The following is a 17,226-nucleotide window of genomic DNA, read 5'->3' as shown; positions in this document are numbered from 1 at the left end:
GTTTGTTCTTCGTGTGTAACGATTTACGCCGCCAACCCGCGCGAGCCGATCTCAAGGAATTTCTTGCGCCGTGCTGCGATCAGCTCTGCGCCGGACATGTCCTTAAGCTCACCCAACATACCAGCAATCGCATTCCCGACCGCGGAAATCGCGGCGTCGCGGTCACGATGCGCCCCGCCCAGCGGTTCAGGGATCACGCGATCTGCCACGCCCAGCTGGTAAAGGTCGGCAGCGGTCAGGCGCAGCGCCTCTGCCGCATCGCGCATCTTTTCCGCATCCTTCCACAGGATCGAGGCACAGCCTTCGGGCGTGATAACCGAATAAACAGAGTGTTCCAGCATCGCGACGCGGTTGCCCGCCGCAAAGGCCACAGCCCCGCCCGAGCCACCTTCGCCGATCACCACGCAGACCAGCGGCACGCCGATCTCCAGGCATTTCTCGGTAGACCGGGCAATCGCTTCGGATTGGCCGCGCTCTTCGGCACCACGACCCGGATAGGCACCGGGTGTGTCCACCAGCGTCACCACCGGCAGACCAAAGCGGCCAGCCATCTCCATCAAGCGCACCGCCTTGCGATAGCCTTCGGGGCGGGCCATGCCGAAATTGCGTTTGATCCGGCTTTGGGTGTCGTCGCCCTTTTCCTGACCAATCACCATGACCGGCTGATCGTTAAAGCGCGCCAAGCCACCCATCACCGCGAGGTCATCGGCAAAGTTGCGATCCCCGGCCAGCGGGGTGAATTCAGTGAACAGCGCCTCGATGTAATCTTTGCAATGGGGGCGGTCCGGGTGGCGGGCCACCTGACACTTGCGCCAGGGCGTCAGCTTTTCATATAGCTCTTTCTTCAGCTCTTCGGCCTTGCGATCCAGCGCCTCGGCCTCTTCCTCGATATCCATCTCCTCATTGCCCCGCGCCATCGCGCGCAGCTCTTCTGCCTTGCCTTCAATTTCGGCCAGGGGTTTTTCGAAGTCGAGGTAATGTGCCATTCGCTGCTCCATTGGATGTTGCTGCTATATGGCGTGGCTTTTCTCGGGATGCAACTTTGTCGCATGAGATCTTGGGCCAATCTGCCCAAAAAACTGGCGCAGCTGCATATAGCAAGACTTGTCCATTCCAGATCAGGCATGCCTGATGGTGGAACAAGGAGGCAGAACATGAACCAGCATTACGAGGCCCGGCTGCGCCGCGTCGTTCAATACATCTTTGACAATCCCGGTGGGGATCTGTCGCTGGATGCCTTGGCCGATGTCGCCTGCATGTCGCGCTTTCACTGGCACCGAGTCTATCACGCCATGACCGGCGAGACCTGCGCCCAAGCCGTGCGCCGCATTCGCGCGCATCGTGCCGCCTGCTGGCTGGTTCAGCGCGATTGGTCGATTGATGAGATCGCCAAACGCGCCGGCTATGACAATAGTCAAAGCTTTGCCCGCTCGTTCCGCAAACGTTTTGGCATGACACCGGCGGCCTTTCGGGCCGCGGGGCAGGCCAAGGCACCAGATGTCACTTTGCGAATAGGACATAGCACCATGTTTAACGTTGACCTCCAAGACCTCCCCGCCCGCCGCCTCGCCGCGATCCGCCATACCGGCGCCTATCTCGAAAGCGGGCGGGCCTATGAACAGGTCGCGGCGATCTTTGCCACCAACAATCTCTGGCCGCAGGCGCGCGGCATGGCGGGCATCTATTATGATGACCCTGACAGCACGCCCGAGGCCGAGCTGCGCTGCGATTGCGGCGTTCAGGTCGAGGCGGATTTTGACATGCCCGAAAGTCTGCAGGATGTCGCCATTCAGGGCGGGCGCTATGCGGTTCTGATCCACAAAGGGCCATATTCCGGTCTCAAGGCCGCCTATGACTATCTCTACGGTCCTTGGCTGGCTGAAAACGGTCATGAACCCGCCGACGCCCCGAGCTATGAACGCTATCTGAACTCACCCCAAGATACCGCGCCCGCCGATCTGATCACCGAGATTTGCATGCCCCTGGCGTCATAAGTCCTGACCGCCCGGCCTCATGCTGATTTTAGCTGGTCGGGCGGTTCACCCACCCAGCAGCACCGGCATCATCGACGCCACAAGTAACACCGCCATGGTCCAGTTGAACATCCGCAACCGTTCAGGGCGCGCCAACAGCTTGCGCACGCCAGTGCCCAGCACCGTCCAGGTCGTCGCCGATCCGGTGCCGATCACCGCATAGGTCCCGGCCACCCACAGCACAGCGCTCAAATCCCGGCTGGTGGCATATAGAGTGATCGCCCCCAGCGCCATGGACCACGCCTTGGGGTTGAGCCATTGAAACCCGGCGGCCTGCAAGAAGCTCAAGGGCTTGGCATCACTTGGCGCATCCGCTGGGGGCGCAGAATGGGCGATCTTCCAGGCCAGCCACAGGATATAAGCGACCGAAAGAATCTTGAGCACCAGATAGCTCGGCGGCCAGGCGTCAAACAATTGCATCGCACCCAGACCCACCAGGATGATCATAAACGGAAAACCATAGGCGACCCCGGTCATATGCGGGATGGACCGGCGCAGCCCAAAATTCGCGCCCGAGCTCATCAGCATCAGGTTATTGGGGCCCGGGGTAAACACAGTGGAAAAGGCAAAGAGCGCAAGCGCCAGGAGGATTTCATAAGTCATGGCGCAATAATTGCGCGCATGACGGGGCTATAGGTTGCAAATTGCGTCATCTGCGGTCTAGATTTGCAACTTATGTCAGATCTGGATGAAATTGACCGCAAGATATTGCACGAACTCTCGGCGGATGGACGGCAAAGCAACCTTGCTTTGGCGGATCGCGTCGGCCTGTCCCCCTCCGCCTGCCTGCGCCGCGTGGCCGCTTTGGAAAAACGCGGGGTGATCACCGGGTATCGCGCCGTGCTGGACCCCGTCAAGACCGGCATCGGCTTTCTGGCCTATGTCACTGTCGGCTTGAACCTGCACACCAAAGAAGCGCAGCGCGCCTTTGAACGCGCGATGGAGGCTGCCCCCGAAGTGCGAGAATGCCACAATATCACCGGCGTCGTGGAATATCTGCTGCGCGTCGAGGTCGCTGACCTATCCAGTTACAAGCATTTCCACAACGAAGTGCTCGGCACCCTGCCACAGGTGAACTCCATCACCTCCTACGTGGTCATGGGCTCGCCCAAGGACGAACGCGCCTAGCCAAGGTTTCTTTGGGCCAAAAATATCCCGGGGAGTCCTGAGCCCGCTCAGGACGGGGCAGCGCCCCAAACCCCCTATCCACATGCGCCAATCCCTGCTAATTACGGGCGCAAATCAACCCTCAGCCCATGGCAGGACAATGTAATCTTGATGAAAAACCGGTTCGGATCTCTTTCAGCTTCTGTTTGATCCCCTCCCGCCGGGCCCCGTGCCTTGGTGACCGGTTTTGCTGTGCCTCACCTCATCAAGATTTGTCCTTTATTCGTGCTGAGACCTCTCATGAAACTGTTGAAATTCCCGCGCACGCGCCATCTCTCTGGTTCGTGCCTGCAAACAGGCGATATGCCTGATCATCTGCCACTGGCCGCCCTCTCGGGCATGCCGCTCATCGTTGAGGAAAAGCTCGACGGTGCCAATGCGGCTGTGTCTTTTGACCCGTCCGGCCAGCTTTTGCTGCAAAGCCGGGGCCATTACCTGACCGGCGGCGGGCGCGAACGCCATTTTGCCCTGTTCAAAACCTGGGCGTCGACCCATCAAACCCGTTTGTTTCAGGCCTTGGGCGCGCGTTACGTCATGTATGGCGAATGGATGTATGCCAAGCACACCTGCTTTTACGACACCCTGCCGCATTACTTTCTCGAATTCGATCTCTTTGATCGCGAAAAGCGCGTGTTCCTGTCCAGCAATGCCCGGCGGGCTGTGCTGGCAGGGTTGCCTGTCATGCCGGTCCCGATCTTGCACAATGGCCCATTGGCCAAACCTGCCGATCTCCAGGGTCTGATCAATACCAGCCTCTATAAATCACCGCAGTGGCGCGCGGCGCTGATGCGTGCCGCCGAGGCCAGCCACAGCCGCCCCGATCTGGTCGCCAAACAGACAGAAGACAGCGATCTGGCCGAAGGGCTTTACGTCAAACAGGAAGAGGGCGACCAGGTGGTGGCGCGCTACAAATTTGTGCGCGACGGGTTTCGCCAAACCATCACCGCCTCTGATGGCCATTGGCAATCGCGCCCGATCTTGCCCAATGCGCTTGCCCCCGGTGTGGATATTCTGGCGCAGACCCTTGGCGGGAAAGGAGCCTATGATGAGACTTAACTCTTCACATTCCTTTCAGCAGCTTCTGGATCTTGTCCCACCAGTCGGCCAATCGCCGAATTGGGCCGCGCTATGGGGGCTTTGGCCCGAGCTGGACGTGTTGGATACCTGCCCTCAGGACCCGATGCATCATGGCGAGGGTGATGTCGGCACCCACACGCGTATGGTGGTCGAGGCATTGCTGACCCTGCCGGGTTGGCAAACCCTCAACCCGGGGCGTCGGGCGCTCTTGTTCTGGACGGCCATGCTGCATGATATCGGCAAGCCCGCCACCACCCGGCACGAGGCCGGGCGCATCACCTCGCGCGGTCATTCCCGTGTCGGGGCTGCGATTGCGCGTCAACTTCTGGGCCGGGCGCGGGTGCCGTTTCAGTGGCGAGAAGAGCTTTGCGCCTTGATCCGGTCACATCAACTGCCCTTTTGGTTGCTCGACCGCCCTGATCCGCCACGCTTGGCCATCGAAACCTCGCTAACGTGTCGCGCGGATCTTTTGTGTCTTCACGCGCAGGCGGATGCTTTGGGGCGGATCTGCGCGGATCAAGCCGCGATACTGGACAATACCGCGCTCAGCCTGGCCCAGTTTGAGGAGTTGGGCTGTGCCGATCAACCCTTTGACTTCGCCTCGGATGGGGCACGGATCGAATACCTGAACCGTGAGGGGCGCGACCCGACCTATACGCCGCATGAGCAATTCGGCAGCGATGTTGTTTTGATGTCCGGTTTGCCCGGCGCGGGCAAAGACACATGGATCGCGCGGAACCTGCCTGACCTGCCAATGATCAGCCTTGATGAGATTCGGGGCGAGATGGGCGTGCCTGCAACCGCAAATCAAGGGCCCGTTGCGCAGGAAGGGATGGCGCGCGCTCGGGTGTTCCTACGCAAGGGGCAGGGATTTGTCTGGAATGCCACCAATGTCACACGGCAACAGCGGGCGCGGCTGCTCAACCTTTTTCACAGCTATGGGGCGCGGACGCGGATTGTCTATATCGAGCCGGACTGGCAAGAGGTGTTTATGCAAAACCGCCAACGCAAGGAGGCGGTGCCGGAAACCGTCATTCACGCGCTTCTTCGCAAGCTGGAGCCACCCGACCTGCGAGAGGCCCATCAGGTGACATTTGTCGTCCCCAAAACCTCAGAGACGGGGTGATATCGCATGAAGGCAATATGTCCGATTCAAAGATAGAATCGGACATATTGGCTGTTGTCGGAATTTATTTTGGGCGAACGCAGCGCTGCTTAGGAGGCCGCGATCAGCTCGGCCTGCGCCACGATCACCTCGGCCTGTTTGATTGAGGCGATGTCGACCAGACGGCCTTTGTAAACGGTTGCGCCTTCGCCATTGGCCTTGGCCTGCTCCATCGCGGCGAGGATTTCGCGGGCTTCGGTGACAGCCTCTTCGGATGGGGTAAAGACCTGATTTGCCAGCGCAATTTGTTTGGGGTGGATGGCCCATTTGCCGACCATACCCAGCGTGGCCGAGCGTTTCGCCTGGGCGATATAGCCCTCATCATCGCTGAAATCACCGAACGGGCCGTCAACCGGCAGCACACCATGGGTGCGGCAGGCAGCGACGATGGCGGCTTGCGCCCAATGCCAAGGATCGGACCAATGCTTTTCGCCCTCACGCAACATGTAGTAGTTTTCTTGCGTGCCACCAATACCAGTGGTCTGCATTCCCATGCTGGCGGCAAAGTCAGCGGCCCCAAGGCTCATGGCCTGTAGGCGCGGAGAGGAGGCGGCGATCTCTTCGACATGGGCGATACCCGCGGCGGATTCGATGATCACCTCAAAGCTGATCGGCTTGCTACGGCCTTTGGCGGCCTCAATGGCGGTGACCAGCGCGTCAACCGCGTAGACATCTGCAGCACAACCAACTTTTGGGATCATGATCTGGTCGAGACGGTCGCCCGCTTGCTCCAGAACATCGACCACATCGCGATACCAATAGGGGGTGTCCAGCCCGTTGATGCGCACGGACATGTATTTATTGCCCCAATCAACTGTGTTCAGCGCCTCGATCACATTGGCGCGCGCGGCATCTTTGTCGGAAGGGGCGACGGAATCTTCGAGGTCAAGGTTGATGACATCCGCAGCCGACGCGGCCATTTTGGGGAACAGTTTGGTGTTGGAACCCGGGCCAAAAAGTTGGCAGCGGTTCGGACGGGCCGGGGCGGCGGGCTGAATGCGGAAGCTCATGCTGGAATCCTTTCGGCAAGGAAATTTCTATTTCTTGCCTGTGAGGGTTATTAAATTGCGCAATGCTGCGCAAGCAAAAAGAGAGCCTCACGACCTTCTGCGCTGCAGCGGTGGGAGAATCTTGTTGATAATAACCAATTTAACGAACAAATTTCGAAAATTTTGCAAAATGCAGATTAACTAGAGAGGATTTCCCGGAAACTGCAGGCCAAGCTCCTCATGCTGCGATTTAGGGGAAACGCTATGATTGAAACACCATATCTCTTGTTCCTCGGCGATGCGCCGGACATGTTGGCCGCCAAGGTTGCGATCGGTATTCGCGATTGGCGCCCGGAAAATGCCGTTGGCCAGATTCGTCTGCCCGGTTGCGGGGCCGATCTGGGGCTGACCGACATGACCTTGGCCGAAGCCAAATCTGCGGGTGCCAAAACTTTGGTCATTGGTGTTGCCAACCGCGGTGGTGTGATCTCGGCCGCCTGGAAAGAGGTTCTGATTCAAGCCCTTGAGATGGGCTATGACCTTGCCTCTGGCCTGCATAACCTGCTGCGTGATGAGGGCGATCTGGTTGCCGCCGCGCAAACCCATGGTGGCACATTGCATGATGTGCGCGTTCCAACCGTTGGCTATCCGATTGCAAATGGTGTGAAACGCAAGGGCAAGCGTTGCCTGGCCGTTGGTACCGATTGTTCAGTCGGCAAAATGTATACCGCGATGGCGATGGATGCAGAAATGCAAAAGCGCGGCATGAAGTCGACCTTCCGCGCCACCGGTCAGACTGGGATCTTGATCACTGGGCATGGCGTGCCGCTGGACGCGGTCATCGCGGATTTCATGGCCGGGTCAATTGAATATCTGACCCCGGACAATGACGACGATCACTGGGATCTGATCGAAGGCCAGGGCTCTCTGTTTCATGTGTCCTATTCCGGTGTGACCATGGCGCTGGTGCATGGTGGTCAGCCTGATGCGCTGATCCTGTGCCACGAGCCGACCCGCGATCATATGCGTGGCCTGCCCGGTTTCAGCCTGCCATCGCTGGAAGAGCTGCGCGATACGGCCCTGCCATTGGCGCGCAAATCCAACCCGGCCTGTGAGGTTGTTGGGATTTCGGTCAACACCCAGCATCTGAGCGAAGAGGATGCGGTGGCCTATTTGAAAGAGGTCGAGGATCGCATGGGTCTGCCTGCCGTTGATCCGTACCGCCATGGTGCGGGCCGACTTGTGGATGCGTTGGACGCGATCTAAACCTGCATTGGAGGGTGGGTGACGCTCGTGCAAAGCACATCGCCCCACCCGCCCTCCCGCAGGGCTCTTTGACTTTGAAGGATAGTTTTATGATCACTGTCACGCGTGATGTTTTCAAACTGGCGCAAGCTTTTACCATTTCGCGTGGCTCGCGCACCGAAGCCAAGGTTTTGACCGTTGCGGTGACCCGGGATGGGGTGACGGGGTATGGCGAATGTGTGCCCTATGCGCGCTATGATGAGACATTGGACAGTGTGACAGCCGAGATCGAAGGCCTGCCGGAGGATGTGACGCGTGTTGCCCTGCAAGAGCTGTTGCCAGCCGGGGCTGCGCGGAATGCTGTAGATTGTGCGCTTTGGGATTTGGAGGCGAAGCAGGCCGGAAAGCGGATTTGGGACCTGATCGGGGTTGAAAAGCCGGGCCCTGAAGTCACCGCTTATACCCTGTCTTTGGACACGCCAGAGAATATGGAACAGGCCGCGCGCGACAATGCCCATCGTCCTTTGTTGAAAATCAAGCTGGGCACACCGGATGACATGCCGCGTCTTGAGGCGGTGCGTCGCGGCGCGCCAGAGGCCAAGATCATCGTCGATGCCAATGAGGGCTGGAGTGCCGAGGTTTATACCGAATTGGCCCCGCATCTGGTGCGGTTGGGCGTCGCCTTGGTTGAGCAGCCTTTGCCTGCCGGTGAGGATGACGCGCTGATCGGGATGGACCGTCCGGTGCCGGTTTGCGCCGATGAAAGCTGTCATGACCGCGCCAGCCTGCCCAAGCTCAAGGGCAAATATGATGTGGTAAATATCAAGCTCGACAAGACCGGTGGGCTGACCGAGGCGCTGGAGTTGCGCAAGGCGGCCCTGGCTGAAGGGTATGACATTATGGTGGGCTGCATGGTTGGGTCGAGCCTTGCCATGGCTCCGGCGACGCTGCTGGCGCAGGGGGTTATGGTGACAGACCTTGACGGCCCGCTGCTTCTGGCCGAAGACCGGGACACGCCGTTGCTTTTTGATGCGGCGGGGGTTCATCCGCCGGAGAAAGCGCTGTGGGGGTAAACACCAAGTGGGACATTCTGGAAGAGCGCCTGCTGTCTGACAATTGGGCGGTGCTCAAGACCACGCGGTTGCGGTTCCAGTTTTCCGATGGCGCGGTGTCAGAGCAATGGCGCGAAACCTATGATCGCGGCGATGGCGCGACGATCCTGCCTTATGATCCCATGCGTCGCCATATTTTGCTGGGGCGGCAGTTTCGTTGGCCGGTCGCTTATAATAATGATGGTGATCCGCACCTGATCGAGGCCGCGGCAGGGTTGCTTGAGGGCACCGCCCCCGAAGAACGGATTTGTGAAGAGGCCCAGGAAGAGTTGGGATTGGCTTTGACCGCCCCAGAATTCCTGTTTGAACTCTATTCCTCGCCCGGATCTATCACCGAACGCATGCACTATTTCGCCGCGCAATACAGCGCAGACGAAGCGCAACAAAAATTCGGAGGTCTTCGCGAAGAGGGCGAAGAAATCGAAATTCTCGACTTGCCGCTGGGTGAGGCTTTGGCCATGATCGGCGATGGCCGCATCCGCGATGCAAAAACCGTTATCTTGCTGCAATATGCAGCGCTTCATCTCATGCCGGAGACCAAGACATGACACGCACCGTTTACGTGAACGGAGATTACCTGCCCGAAACCGAAGCCAAAGTATCGATCTTTGACCGGGCGTTCCTGATGGCGGATGGTGTCTATGAAGTCACCAGCGTGCTGGGCGGCAAATTGATTGACTTTGATGGCCATATCAAACGGTTGGAGCGGTCCTTGAACGAGTTGGACATGCCCAAGCCCGAGGCGTTTGACGATCTGCTCGATATCCACCGCAAACTGGTTGAAATCAATGAGATCGACGAGGGCATGATCTATCTGCAGGTCACTCGTGGCGCAGCTTCGGATCGTGATTTCGTTTTCCCCGACCCCGAAGAGGTCAAGCCCACTGTAGTGCTGTTCACCCAGAACAAACCTGGCCTGGCCGATAGCCCGGCCGCCAAGACCGGGATCAAGGTGATTTCGATCGAGGATGTGCGCTGGGGGCGTCGTGACATCAAGACCACGCAGCTGCTCTACCCGTCCATGGGCAAGATGATGGCCAAGAAAGCCGGTTGTGATGATGCTTGGATGGTTGAGGATGGCTTTGTGACCGAGGGCACCTCGAACAACGCCTATTTCATCAAGGGCAACAAGATCGTAACCCGCGCACTGTCCACTGATATTTTGCACGGCATCACCCGCGCCGCTGTGCTGCGTTTCGCGCGCGAGGCACAGATGGAGGTTGAAGAGCGCAACTTTACCATCGAAGAGGCACAGGGCGCGGATGAGGCCTTTATCACCTCGGCTTCGACTTTCGTGATGCCTGTGGTCGAGATCGACGGCAAAGCCATTGGTGAGGGTGTTCCTGGCACCCGCGCGGCGCGCCTGCGTGAGATCTATCTGGACGAAAGCCGCAAGGCGGCGATCTAAGCCAAAGCATTGCGCGATTTCTTTGCCATAATCGCGATCATTCTGGCGGTGATCGGGCTGGGTGTGTTTCAGGTTCCTGATGAAAACGCCCTGGTTGCCGCCGGGATAAAGGCCGCCGCGGATGGGGCGGTCTATCAAGAAAAACATCCCGTGCGGATAACGGTCAAAGGGCGGGAAATCACCGCCTCGGGCCGGGTGGAGACCGAAGCAGAGGCGCGCAGCATCGAGGCGCGCCTTACTGCTTTGGATGGGGTGGAACATGTGATCGGAGACTGGGTCATCCTGCCCAATGCCGATCCGTTTGACATTCGTTTCGAGGTGCAGGACGGGAAGGTCTCGGTCGCAGGTTTTGTCCCGGATGAGCCAAGCAAGGCCGCCATTTTGGCGGCTCTTGCGCTACAAGAGGCTGATCTGACGGTTGCGGCAGGAGTGCCTGATCGCGATTGGGCTGAGCTTGCCCATCGCTTGGCGCAGGACATGCCCCGTTTGATGCAGGGCGAGGCGCAGTTGACGGGGCGCAGAGTGCAGATAACCGGGCAAATCCACTTGCCAACGCAAAAGAAAGCATTGGAACAGCGCTGGGCAGTTGTGCCCGATGGCTATGAGAGTGCGACGGATCTGCGCGCGGTAGATGATGGCCTGCCCTATCACGTCACCCTGACACGGGATGCAATCATGGGGGCAAGCGCCGCCGGGAAATTGCCGCCGGATGTCCTGCCCGAGGCGTTGTCAGGTTTTGCAGCTGATTTCACGCACGCACCTTTCGCCTTGGATTATACCGGATTTGAGCAGGCCCTGGAGCTGGGCCTGACCCTGTTTGCCCCTTTGCCCCATGGCAGCCTGTCGGTCGCGCCGGGGGTGATTTATGTGCAGGGCGGTCCTTTGTCGGCGGACCAAATCGCGGGTTTGACCCAGCGCGCGGATGAAGCCCCTGATGGGTACACGGTTCAACTGGCCTTTGTCCCAGAAGGCGATGGCAAAGCGCTGACGCTCACCGCGTCCTGGGATGGGGCGCAATTGACGCTGAGCGGTCATGTTCCTGCAAATTTCTGGGGCAAGGCCGAGGCTCAAAGCCTGTCGCCTGAGGAATACCTGGCATGGCAGGCGGGCTTTGCCGAGACGGTTTCGGCCAGATTGAGCTTTGCCCCGCATCCTGACCTTGGGAGTTGGTCGGACCCGTTTTGGCGGGCTTTGCCAGCTTTGGCAGCGCTTAATAGAGGCGAGTTGAGCCTGATTGATGGCAATATCGAGATCACCGGCACCGCCAAAGATCCCGCTGCACGGCACAAGGCGGCGCAGGTCTTGGGGCAAGCCGGAACCATGTCTGTGTTGCTCGAAGATGATGGTGCGCCCGCTCGGTTCTCTGTCACCTTTGACGCGGCCATTGGCGGTACAATCATAGGCAAGCTGCCTGCAGGCTTGACGCCGGACAGTTTGGCCGAGGTTTTTGGCCTCCCCCCCTTGCGCGGCACGGTTCGGGTCGCGCCTGACGGTGACGGTGGGGATGTGTTGACCCGCTTGGCGTATTTGTCCGATTGGTTGGATCTTGTTGACGGGTTCACGTTGGATTTTGACGAAGGTCAGACTTCGCTAACGGTGTTTGCCTTGCCCGGAATGGAGGCGGGCGCGTTGCAGGAACGGATGCGTGCGGATATGCCCGGCCTGACTGTTCACGTCGACACTGCCGCCCCCCCCTTGGAAGGGACACGGCGCAGGCATGTGTTTCTGGACGAGGCTCAGGTGTTTTCCAGCGGCTATTGGCTGCCTTCGCTCAGCTTTGAACCCAGTGTCGACGCCTGCACCCGCCAAAGCCGCGCCGTGCCCGAGATTCCCTTTGAACGCGGGCGATTCATCCCCGCATTTCGCAGCTATTGGCCGCTGGCCCATCACGCTGCGGTGGCCCGGCAATGCGCGCGGTTTGGTGGCCAAACCGGGGTGATTTCTGCCCAGGTCAGCGTGTCTGAGATACCCGCGCTTAATCGGCAACTCAGCCGTCGCCGTGCCGAGGCGGTGCGTCAGGCCTTGATTGAGCGCGGGATTGGCGAGGACAAATTGCAAACGCGCGCAGCGGATGATCTGAGTGGCCCGGATCGAATTGTTGTCGGCTGGCAATAAGGGGCAGGCAATTCAGGCCCACTCCACATCACCCAAAAAGATATAGCCCGCGCCGTAGATCGTCTTGATCAGGCGTGGGTTTTTCGGGTCTTCCTTGAGCTTGGTGCGCAGGCGTGAAATGCGCACATCCATGGCGCGATCAAAGCTTTCTCCGGCGGCACCACCCAGGGTTTCCTGCATATGGGCGCGGGAAATCAGGCGTTTGGGGCTTTGCAGGAACAGGCGCAGCACCTCGCCTTCGGCATGGCTGAACGGGGTTTCATCGCCGGATTGGTCCACAAGTGCATAGCGGTCAAAATGCGCCGTCCAGCCGTTGAAATGCGCGGTATCCCCTTGCGGTGCCGACGATTTCGGGCCGCGCAGTCGGGCGCGGATACGGGCGACGACTTCGGCTGGATCAAAGGGTTTGATGATGTAATCATCTGCCCCGAGCTCGAGTCCGGTGATCTTGTCCTGCACCTGCGCGCGTCCCGAAATGATGATGATCGTCGCCCCCTGTTCCAGGGCCAGACGGTGGACCACAGACAGCCCGTCACGATCGGGCAGGCCCAGATCGACAAGGCAGACATCCGGCGTTGTGCGGCGCAGAGCGGCCTCAAACTCGGTTGCACGGGCAAAGGTCAGGGTGCGAAAACCGGCCTCGGTCAGCGCTTCGGAGAGCATATCGCGAATGGCGGGTTCATCATCGAGAATGGTGACGAGGGCGCTCATTTCTGATCCTTTCCAAGGCCGAGAAACCGGGTCAATGCCTGCGCGTCAAAGGGTTTGGCCAAAACGGGCACACGGGCACGGGCCTTTTCGTGCAAGGGGTGGTCGGGCGGCAATGAGGTCATCAGCCGCAAGGGCAGATTGGGCAGATGATCAGCCAAATCGAGGCCGGGTTCCTCACCCTCCAGCGAAATATCCGACAGGACAAGGACAATATCGGGCAGGTCTTGCGCCAGGGCGCGGGCCTCGGCGACCGAGGCGGCCTCGACCACGGTGAATTCCAGATCGGTGAGCATTTCTCGCACCGATGTGCGAATATCCGGGCTATCTTCGACCAACATGACTAGCCCAGCCTTGGGCAGGTCGATGGCACGGCGCAGCGGCAGGCGCAGGCGAATCTCGGCCCCGGTGGCGGTGTTGGACAGGCGCATATCGCCCCCCGCCAGCTTGGTCATATCATAGACCATGGCAAGGCCGAGGCCGGAACCTTCGCCGCCCTTGGTGGTAAAAAACGGGTCAAGCGCGTGGTCGAGCGCCTCTTCGCTAAAACCAGGGCCGGTATCGGTGACGCTGATTTGCAACCAGGTGTCTTTGAATTCTTGCGCGATCACCCGAATTGTGCCGACATCTTTGCAGGCATCGCGGGCGTTGAGGATCAGGTTCAACAGCGCGTCCTGAAGCAAACCATGATCGACCATAAGCCGATTCTGGGTTTCATCGGCGACCTGTAATGTGATGCCAGAGGGCAGGGACGGGGTCGCGAGAGTTTGCAAGTCGCCTAAGAACGGACCAAGTGCGAGCGCCTCAGGTTGCCAGCGGCGATGGGCGGTGATGTCGGCAATACGGTTCAGCAATCGGCCACCGCGGCGCGCGGCCTGAAGCGTGGCGGCGATGAGCGGTTCGGCATTGGAGCCGAGATACATGCGTTCCAGTTTCGATTGCATGCCCAGAATGATGGTCAGCAAGTTGGAGAAATCATGCGCCATGCCGCTGGTCAGCTGCGCGGCCATTTCACGTCGGCGGGTCTGTTGCAGGGCGGCGCGGGTCTGGGTTTCTTCGGTGACATCCTGCGAGAGGATATAGACCCCGGGTTCCAACGGATCTGGGGTAAAGACGACGCGAATACGGCGGGACGAGGCCTCGTGTGTGAACTCAAAGGTGTTCTGCCGCCCCTCGAGTGCAGCTTCGAAATGTGGGAGGATCTTGGCATAGGCCTGTTTGCCCAAGGCATCGCTGAAGTGACGCCCGACGATAGAGGCCGGGCGCCCGGGCATCACCATATGCAGGCGACGGTTGGAAAAGGTGTAGCGACCATTGGCATCGACCCGGGCGATATGGGCGGGCATCATTTCGGTGGTGAGGCGGGTGCGCGCCTCCATCTCGGTCAATTCGCGCCGCGCCTCCATCAGGGCCTTGTTGGTGGCGGCGAGGGCGCGGTTGGTGGCTGAAAGCTCTTCGGAGCGTTTCAGGACTTCTTCTGATAGTTGTTCCGAGCGGGTGCGCAGCAGACGTTCCTGAGCCTTGGTTTCCGTGATATCGGTATAGACCGTGACCCAACCGCCCTGCGGAAGCGGGGCCCCTTCGATGGAGAGCATGCGTCCGTTGGAGCGGGTGCGTTCGACATAATGGGGTTGAAAGGCGAGGGCGGTCTCCACGCGGTCCTGGACGAAGCTTTCGACATCATCCACTTCGCCATATTCGCCTTTGCCAACCAGATGGCGGATGGTGTCGGCAAAGGAAGCCCCTGGGGTGGTGAGCTCTTTGGGGAGGTTGAACATTTCGGCAAAGGGCGCGTTGCAGACGGCCAGCTTCAGGTCGCTGTCATAGATCGACAGCGCCTGTTGGATGAGGTTCAAACCAGCTTGGGTGAGGGCTTGGTTGGTCATGGGGATGTCGGGTGCCGCTTGTCCTTTGGACATCGCCCCATCCACCATCCCGCAAGATCGTGAAAGCATCGATGTTGCGTCAAAGCGGCAGGCTCTGCCCTGTGTTCTATCCCCAGAGTAACGCCGTTTTTCCGGCGAGGCCAAGGGCAATCGGAGCGCTGTTACAATTCGTAAGATTTGGGAAATGTTCAGGAAAAAGTTGACCGGGAAGTTAGAGCCTGACCAAAATGGTGACAGAATCGTTTCAACGATCAGACCCGCGAAACGGGGTCACTGATTTGGTACCGGTTGAGGAGCCGGTATTAGGGAGGACAAAACGTGGCTGGATTGGCTGAGGGCACAGATGGGCTGTGCTCGGTACCTGCATTATTGCAGCGCAACGTCGAAAAGTTCGGCGACCGACCCGCTTATCGGGAAAAGGAATTCGGGATCTGGCAAAGCTGGACCTGGAAAGAAACCTCGGACGAGATTGAAGCGCTGGCGCTTGGTCTGCTGAACCTTGGGGTGAACCCAGGGGATCATGTGGCGATTATCGGCCGCAACCGTCCGTATCTGTATTGGTCAATGTTGGCGTCCCAAATGGTGGGTGCGGTGCCTGTGCCGCTCTATCAGGATGCGGTGGCCGAAGAGATGGAATATGTGCTGTCCCATTGCGGGGCGCGCTTTGTCATCGCGGCGGATCAGGAGCAGGTCGATAAGGTTATCGATATCCAGGAGCACCTGCATCAATTCGAACATATGCTCTATGTCGATCCACGCGGGATGCGCAAATACGACCATCGCAGGTTGCATCAGTTCAGCCATGTGCAGGATCAGGGTCGGGCGGCCTATGATGAATATATCGAGGAGCTGAAATCGCGCCGCGCCGCGCTGACTTATGACAGCACATGCGTGATGCTCTACACCTCGGGGACCACCGGGAAGCCCAAGGGCGTGGTTCTGTCGAACCGCAATATTGTCGAGACGGCCAAGGCCAGTTCGGAATTCGACAGTCTGAGTGAGAAAGAAGAGATCCTGGCTTATCTGCCGATGGCCTGGGTTGGGGATTTCATCTTTTCTCTGGGTCAGGCCTATTGGTCGGGCTTCTGCGTGAACTGCCCGGAAAGCGCTGAGACGATGATGACGGATCTGCGCGAGATCGCCCCGAGCTATTATTTCGCGCCGCCAGCGGTGTTTGAGGGCCAGCTGACGCAGATCATGATCCGGATGGAGGATGCGGGCACCTTTAAGCGAAAGATGTTCCACTATTTCATGGACCATGCTCGCAAGGTTGGCCCTGACCTGTTGGAGGGCAAGCCCGTCGGATTGTTCGACCGGTTGAAATATGCGCTGGGCGAATTCACCACCTATGGTCCGCTCAAGAACGCGCTCGGCTTTTCCAAAGTACGGATCGGGTATACGGCGGGCGAGGCGATTGGTCCGGAACTGTTTGATTTCTATCGCTCTTTGGGGATCAACCTGAAGCAGCTTTATGGCCAGACCGAAGCGACGGTGTTTATCACCCAGCAACCTGATGGCGAGGTGCGCTCGGACACGGTTGGGGTGCCAAGCCCTGGGGTCGAGGTGAAGATCGCCGAGAGCGGCGAGGTTTATTACCGGTCCCCCGGTGTGTTTGTGGAATACTACAACAATGCCGAAAGCACCGCCGGTACCAAGGATGCCGAGGGCTGGGTGGCCACGGGCGATGCTGGCTTCTTTGAGAAGGATACGGGGCATCTGCGGATCATCGACCGGATCAAGGATGTCGGCAAAATGTCCGATGGGGCAATGTTTGCGCCGAAATATGTTGAGAACAAGCTGAAGTTCTATCCGGATATCCTTGAAGTTGTCGTGTTTGGCGCGGGCAAGGATCGGTGCACGGCCTTTGTGAATATTGACCTGACGGCCGTGGGCAACTGGGCCGAGCGTAACAACATCGCCTATGCCTCTTATCAGGAACTGGCCGGGCATCCTCAGGTGCTGGATACGATCCAGAGCCATATCGAGGAGACCAATATCTCGATCGCGCAGGATGATATGTTGGCGGGTTGTCAGATCCACCGCTTCTTGGTGCTTCACAAAGAGCTGGACGCGGATGATGGCGAGTTGACCCGGACCAAGAAGGTGCGGCGCAAGATCATTGGTGAGAAGTTCGGTGATCTGGTTGAGGCGCTATATGGCGGCAAGGATGAGATCTATACCGAGACGGAGGTCACCTATGAGGATGGCCGCAAGGGCAAGATCTCGGCGACATTGCAGATCCGCGACACCAAGGTGCAACCGATTGCCACAAAGATAGCTGCGGAATGAGGGGTGACGCGCGTGCAAGGCACGACGCCCCA

15 protein-coding genes are annotated in these 17,226 nt (G+C 59.0%); 10 read left to right on the top strand and 5 right to left on the bottom strand.

Features of this window, described 5'->3' with window-relative positions; genetic code table 11:
- Positions 1-23: 23 nt before the first annotated feature.
- The gene (locus CLV87_RS04900) at positions 24-986 is read right to left on the bottom strand and encodes an acetyl-CoA carboxylase carboxyltransferase subunit alpha (protein ID WP_099243167.1); all 963 of its coding nucleotides are present in this window, start codon (positions 984-986) and stop codon (positions 24-26) included.
- Between the two features lie 168 nt (positions 987-1,154).
- Here CLV87_RS04900 and CLV87_RS04895 point away from each other — a divergent pair, with 168 nt between their 5' ends.
- Positions 1,155-1,994, top strand: coding sequence for an AraC family transcriptional regulator (locus CLV87_RS04895; protein WP_099243169.1), 840 nt, complete (start codon positions 1,155-1,157; stop codon positions 1,992-1,994).
- 45 nt (positions 1,995-2,039) lie between these two features.
- Here the strand turns inward: CLV87_RS04895 and CLV87_RS04890 are convergent, their stop codons facing one another.
- Entirely contained in the window at positions 2,040-2,636 is a 597-nt protein-coding gene (locus CLV87_RS04890; protein WP_099243170.1) for a LysE family translocator, read from the bottom strand.
- Positions 2,637-2,708: 72 nt separating this feature from the next.
- On the opposite strand from CLV87_RS04890, the gene CLV87_RS04885 reads away from it, so the two are divergent.
- The 3 genes from CLV87_RS04885 to CLV87_RS04875 all read left to right on the top strand — a co-directional run bounded on the left by CLV87_RS04885 (position 2,709) and on the right by CLV87_RS04875 (position 5,403).
- A complete protein-coding gene (locus CLV87_RS04885) occupies positions 2,709-3,161 on the top strand; it encodes an Lrp/AsnC family transcriptional regulator (protein WP_099243172.1) in 453 nt (150 codons plus the stop codon).
- A 279-nt stretch (positions 3,162-3,440) separates the two neighbouring features.
- A complete protein-coding gene (locus tag CLV87_RS04880; protein ID WP_099243174.1) occupies positions 3,441-4,256 on the top strand; it encodes an RNA ligase family protein in 816 nt (271 codons plus the stop codon).
- Positions 4,246-5,403 (top strand): AAA family ATPase, encoded by a 1,158-nt coding sequence (locus CLV87_RS04875; RefSeq protein ID WP_099243175.1) that lies wholly within the window; start codon positions 4,246-4,248, stop codon positions 5,401-5,403. Before CLV87_RS04880 ends, CLV87_RS04875 begins: the two co-directional genes overlap by 11 nt.
- 89 nt (positions 5,404-5,492) lie before the next feature.
- On the opposite strand, the gene CLV87_RS04870 is transcribed toward CLV87_RS04875, so the two are convergent.
- Positions 5,493-6,452, bottom strand: coding sequence for an L-malyl-CoA/beta-methylmalyl-CoA lyase (locus CLV87_RS04870; RefSeq protein ID WP_099243177.1), 960 nt, complete (start codon positions 6,450-6,452; stop codon positions 5,493-5,495).
- Between the two features lie 243 nt (positions 6,453-6,695).
- Between CLV87_RS04870 and dgcN the strand changes: the two genes are divergently transcribed.
- From dgcN to CLV87_RS04845, 5 genes are all read left to right on the top strand, one after another.
- The gene (gene dgcN, locus CLV87_RS04865) at positions 6,696-7,697 is read left to right on the top strand and encodes an N-acetyltransferase DgcN (RefSeq protein WP_099243179.1); all 1,002 of its coding nucleotides are present in this window, start codon (positions 6,696-6,698) and stop codon (positions 7,695-7,697) included.
- Positions 7,698-7,786: 89 nt separating this feature from the next.
- A complete protein-coding gene (gene dgcA, locus CLV87_RS04860; protein ID WP_099243181.1) occupies positions 7,787-8,749 on the top strand; it encodes an N-acetyl-D-Glu racemase DgcA in 963 nt (320 codons plus the stop codon).
- Complete coding sequence (locus CLV87_RS04855; protein ID WP_099243183.1) at positions 8,740-9,336, top strand: NUDIX hydrolase; 597 nt, start codon at positions 8,740-8,742, stop codon at positions 9,334-9,336. The genes dgcA and CLV87_RS04855 overlap by 10 nt, the downstream gene beginning before the upstream one ends.
- Positions 9,333-10,196 carry a D-amino-acid transaminase gene (locus tag CLV87_RS04850; protein WP_099243185.1) on the top strand — a complete coding sequence of 288 codons (864 nt, stop codon included), beginning with the start codon at positions 9,333-9,335 and terminating at the stop codon, positions 10,194-10,196. The genes CLV87_RS04855 and CLV87_RS04850 overlap by 4 nt, the downstream gene beginning before the upstream one ends.
- A 9-nt stretch (positions 10,197-10,205) precedes the next feature.
- Positions 10,206-12,311, top strand: a complete 2,106-nt coding sequence (locus tag CLV87_RS04845) for a BON domain-containing protein (protein ID WP_099243187.1) — start codon at positions 10,206-10,208, stop codon at positions 12,309-12,311.
- A 12-nt stretch (positions 12,312-12,323) separates the two neighbouring features.
- Here the strand turns inward: CLV87_RS04845 and CLV87_RS04840 are convergent, their stop codons facing one another.
- Positions 12,324-13,022 carry a response regulator transcription factor gene (locus CLV87_RS04840; protein WP_099243189.1) on the bottom strand — a complete coding sequence of 233 codons (699 nt, stop codon included), beginning with the start codon at positions 13,020-13,022 and terminating at the stop codon, positions 12,324-12,326.
- Entirely contained in the window at positions 13,019-14,905 is a 1,887-nt protein-coding gene (locus CLV87_RS04835) for a hybrid sensor histidine kinase/response regulator (protein WP_099244743.1), read from the bottom strand. The genes CLV87_RS04840 and CLV87_RS04835 overlap by 4 nt, the downstream gene beginning before the upstream one ends.
- Positions 14,906-15,232: 327 nt before the next feature.
- On the opposite strand from CLV87_RS04835, the gene CLV87_RS04830 reads away from it, so the two are divergent.
- Complete coding sequence (locus tag CLV87_RS04830) at positions 15,233-17,194, top strand: AMP-binding protein (protein ID WP_099243191.1); 1,962 nt, start codon at positions 15,233-15,235, stop codon at positions 17,192-17,194.
- Positions 17,195-17,226: the final 32 nt, after the last annotated feature.

It is taken from the genome of Pelagimonas phthalicica (genome assembly GCF_004364805.1).
Taxonomy (GTDB): domain Bacteria; phylum Pseudomonadota; class Alphaproteobacteria; order Rhodobacterales; family Rhodobacteraceae; genus Pelagimonas; species Pelagimonas phthalicica.
Note: the sequence above shows the minus strand (reverse complement) of the source record. Positions and strands in the feature narration are given on the sequence as shown.

Excerpts from the sequence above, each read along its gene's own strand:
- CLV87_RS04885 (WP_099243172.1), top strand. The coding sequence starts at position 2,709 with ATGTCAGATCTGGATGAAATTGACCGCAAGATATTGCACGAACTCTCG.
- CLV87_RS04870 (WP_099243177.1), bottom strand. The coding sequence starts at position 6,452 with ATGAGCTTCCGCATTCAGCCCGCCGCCCCGGCCCGTCCGAACCGCTGC.
- CLV87_RS04900 (WP_099243167.1), bottom strand. The coding sequence starts at position 986 with ATGGCACATTACCTCGACTTCGAAAAACCCCTGGCCGAAATTGAAGGC.
- CLV87_RS04840 (WP_099243189.1), bottom strand. The coding sequence starts at position 13,022 with ATGAGCGCCCTCGTCACCATTCTCGATGATGAACCCGCCATTCGCGAT.
- CLV87_RS04890 (WP_099243170.1), bottom strand. The coding sequence starts at position 2,636 with ATGACTTATGAAATCCTCCTGGCGCTTGCGCTCTTTGCCTTTTCCACT.
- CLV87_RS04880 (WP_099243174.1), top strand. The coding sequence starts at position 3,441 with ATGAAACTGTTGAAATTCCCGCGCACGCGCCATCTCTCTGGTTCGTGC.
- CLV87_RS04850 (WP_099243185.1), top strand. The coding sequence starts at position 9,333 with ATGACACGCACCGTTTACGTGAACGGAGATTACCTGCCCGAAACCGAA.
- CLV87_RS04835 (WP_099244743.1), bottom strand. The coding sequence starts at position 14,905 with ATGACCAACCAAGCCCTCACCCAAGCTGGTTTGAACCTCATCCAACAG.
- CLV87_RS04875 (WP_099243175.1), top strand. The coding sequence starts at position 4,246 with ATGAGACTTAACTCTTCACATTCCTTTCAGCAGCTTCTGGATCTTGTC.
- CLV87_RS04895 (WP_099243169.1), top strand. The coding sequence starts at position 1,155 with ATGAACCAGCATTACGAGGCCCGGCTGCGCCGCGTCGTTCAATACATC.
- dgcN (WP_099243179.1), top strand. The coding sequence starts at position 6,696 with ATGATTGAAACACCATATCTCTTGTTCCTCGGCGATGCGCCGGACATG.
- dgcA (WP_099243181.1), top strand. The coding sequence starts at position 7,787 with ATGATCACTGTCACGCGTGATGTTTTCAAACTGGCGCAAGCTTTTACC.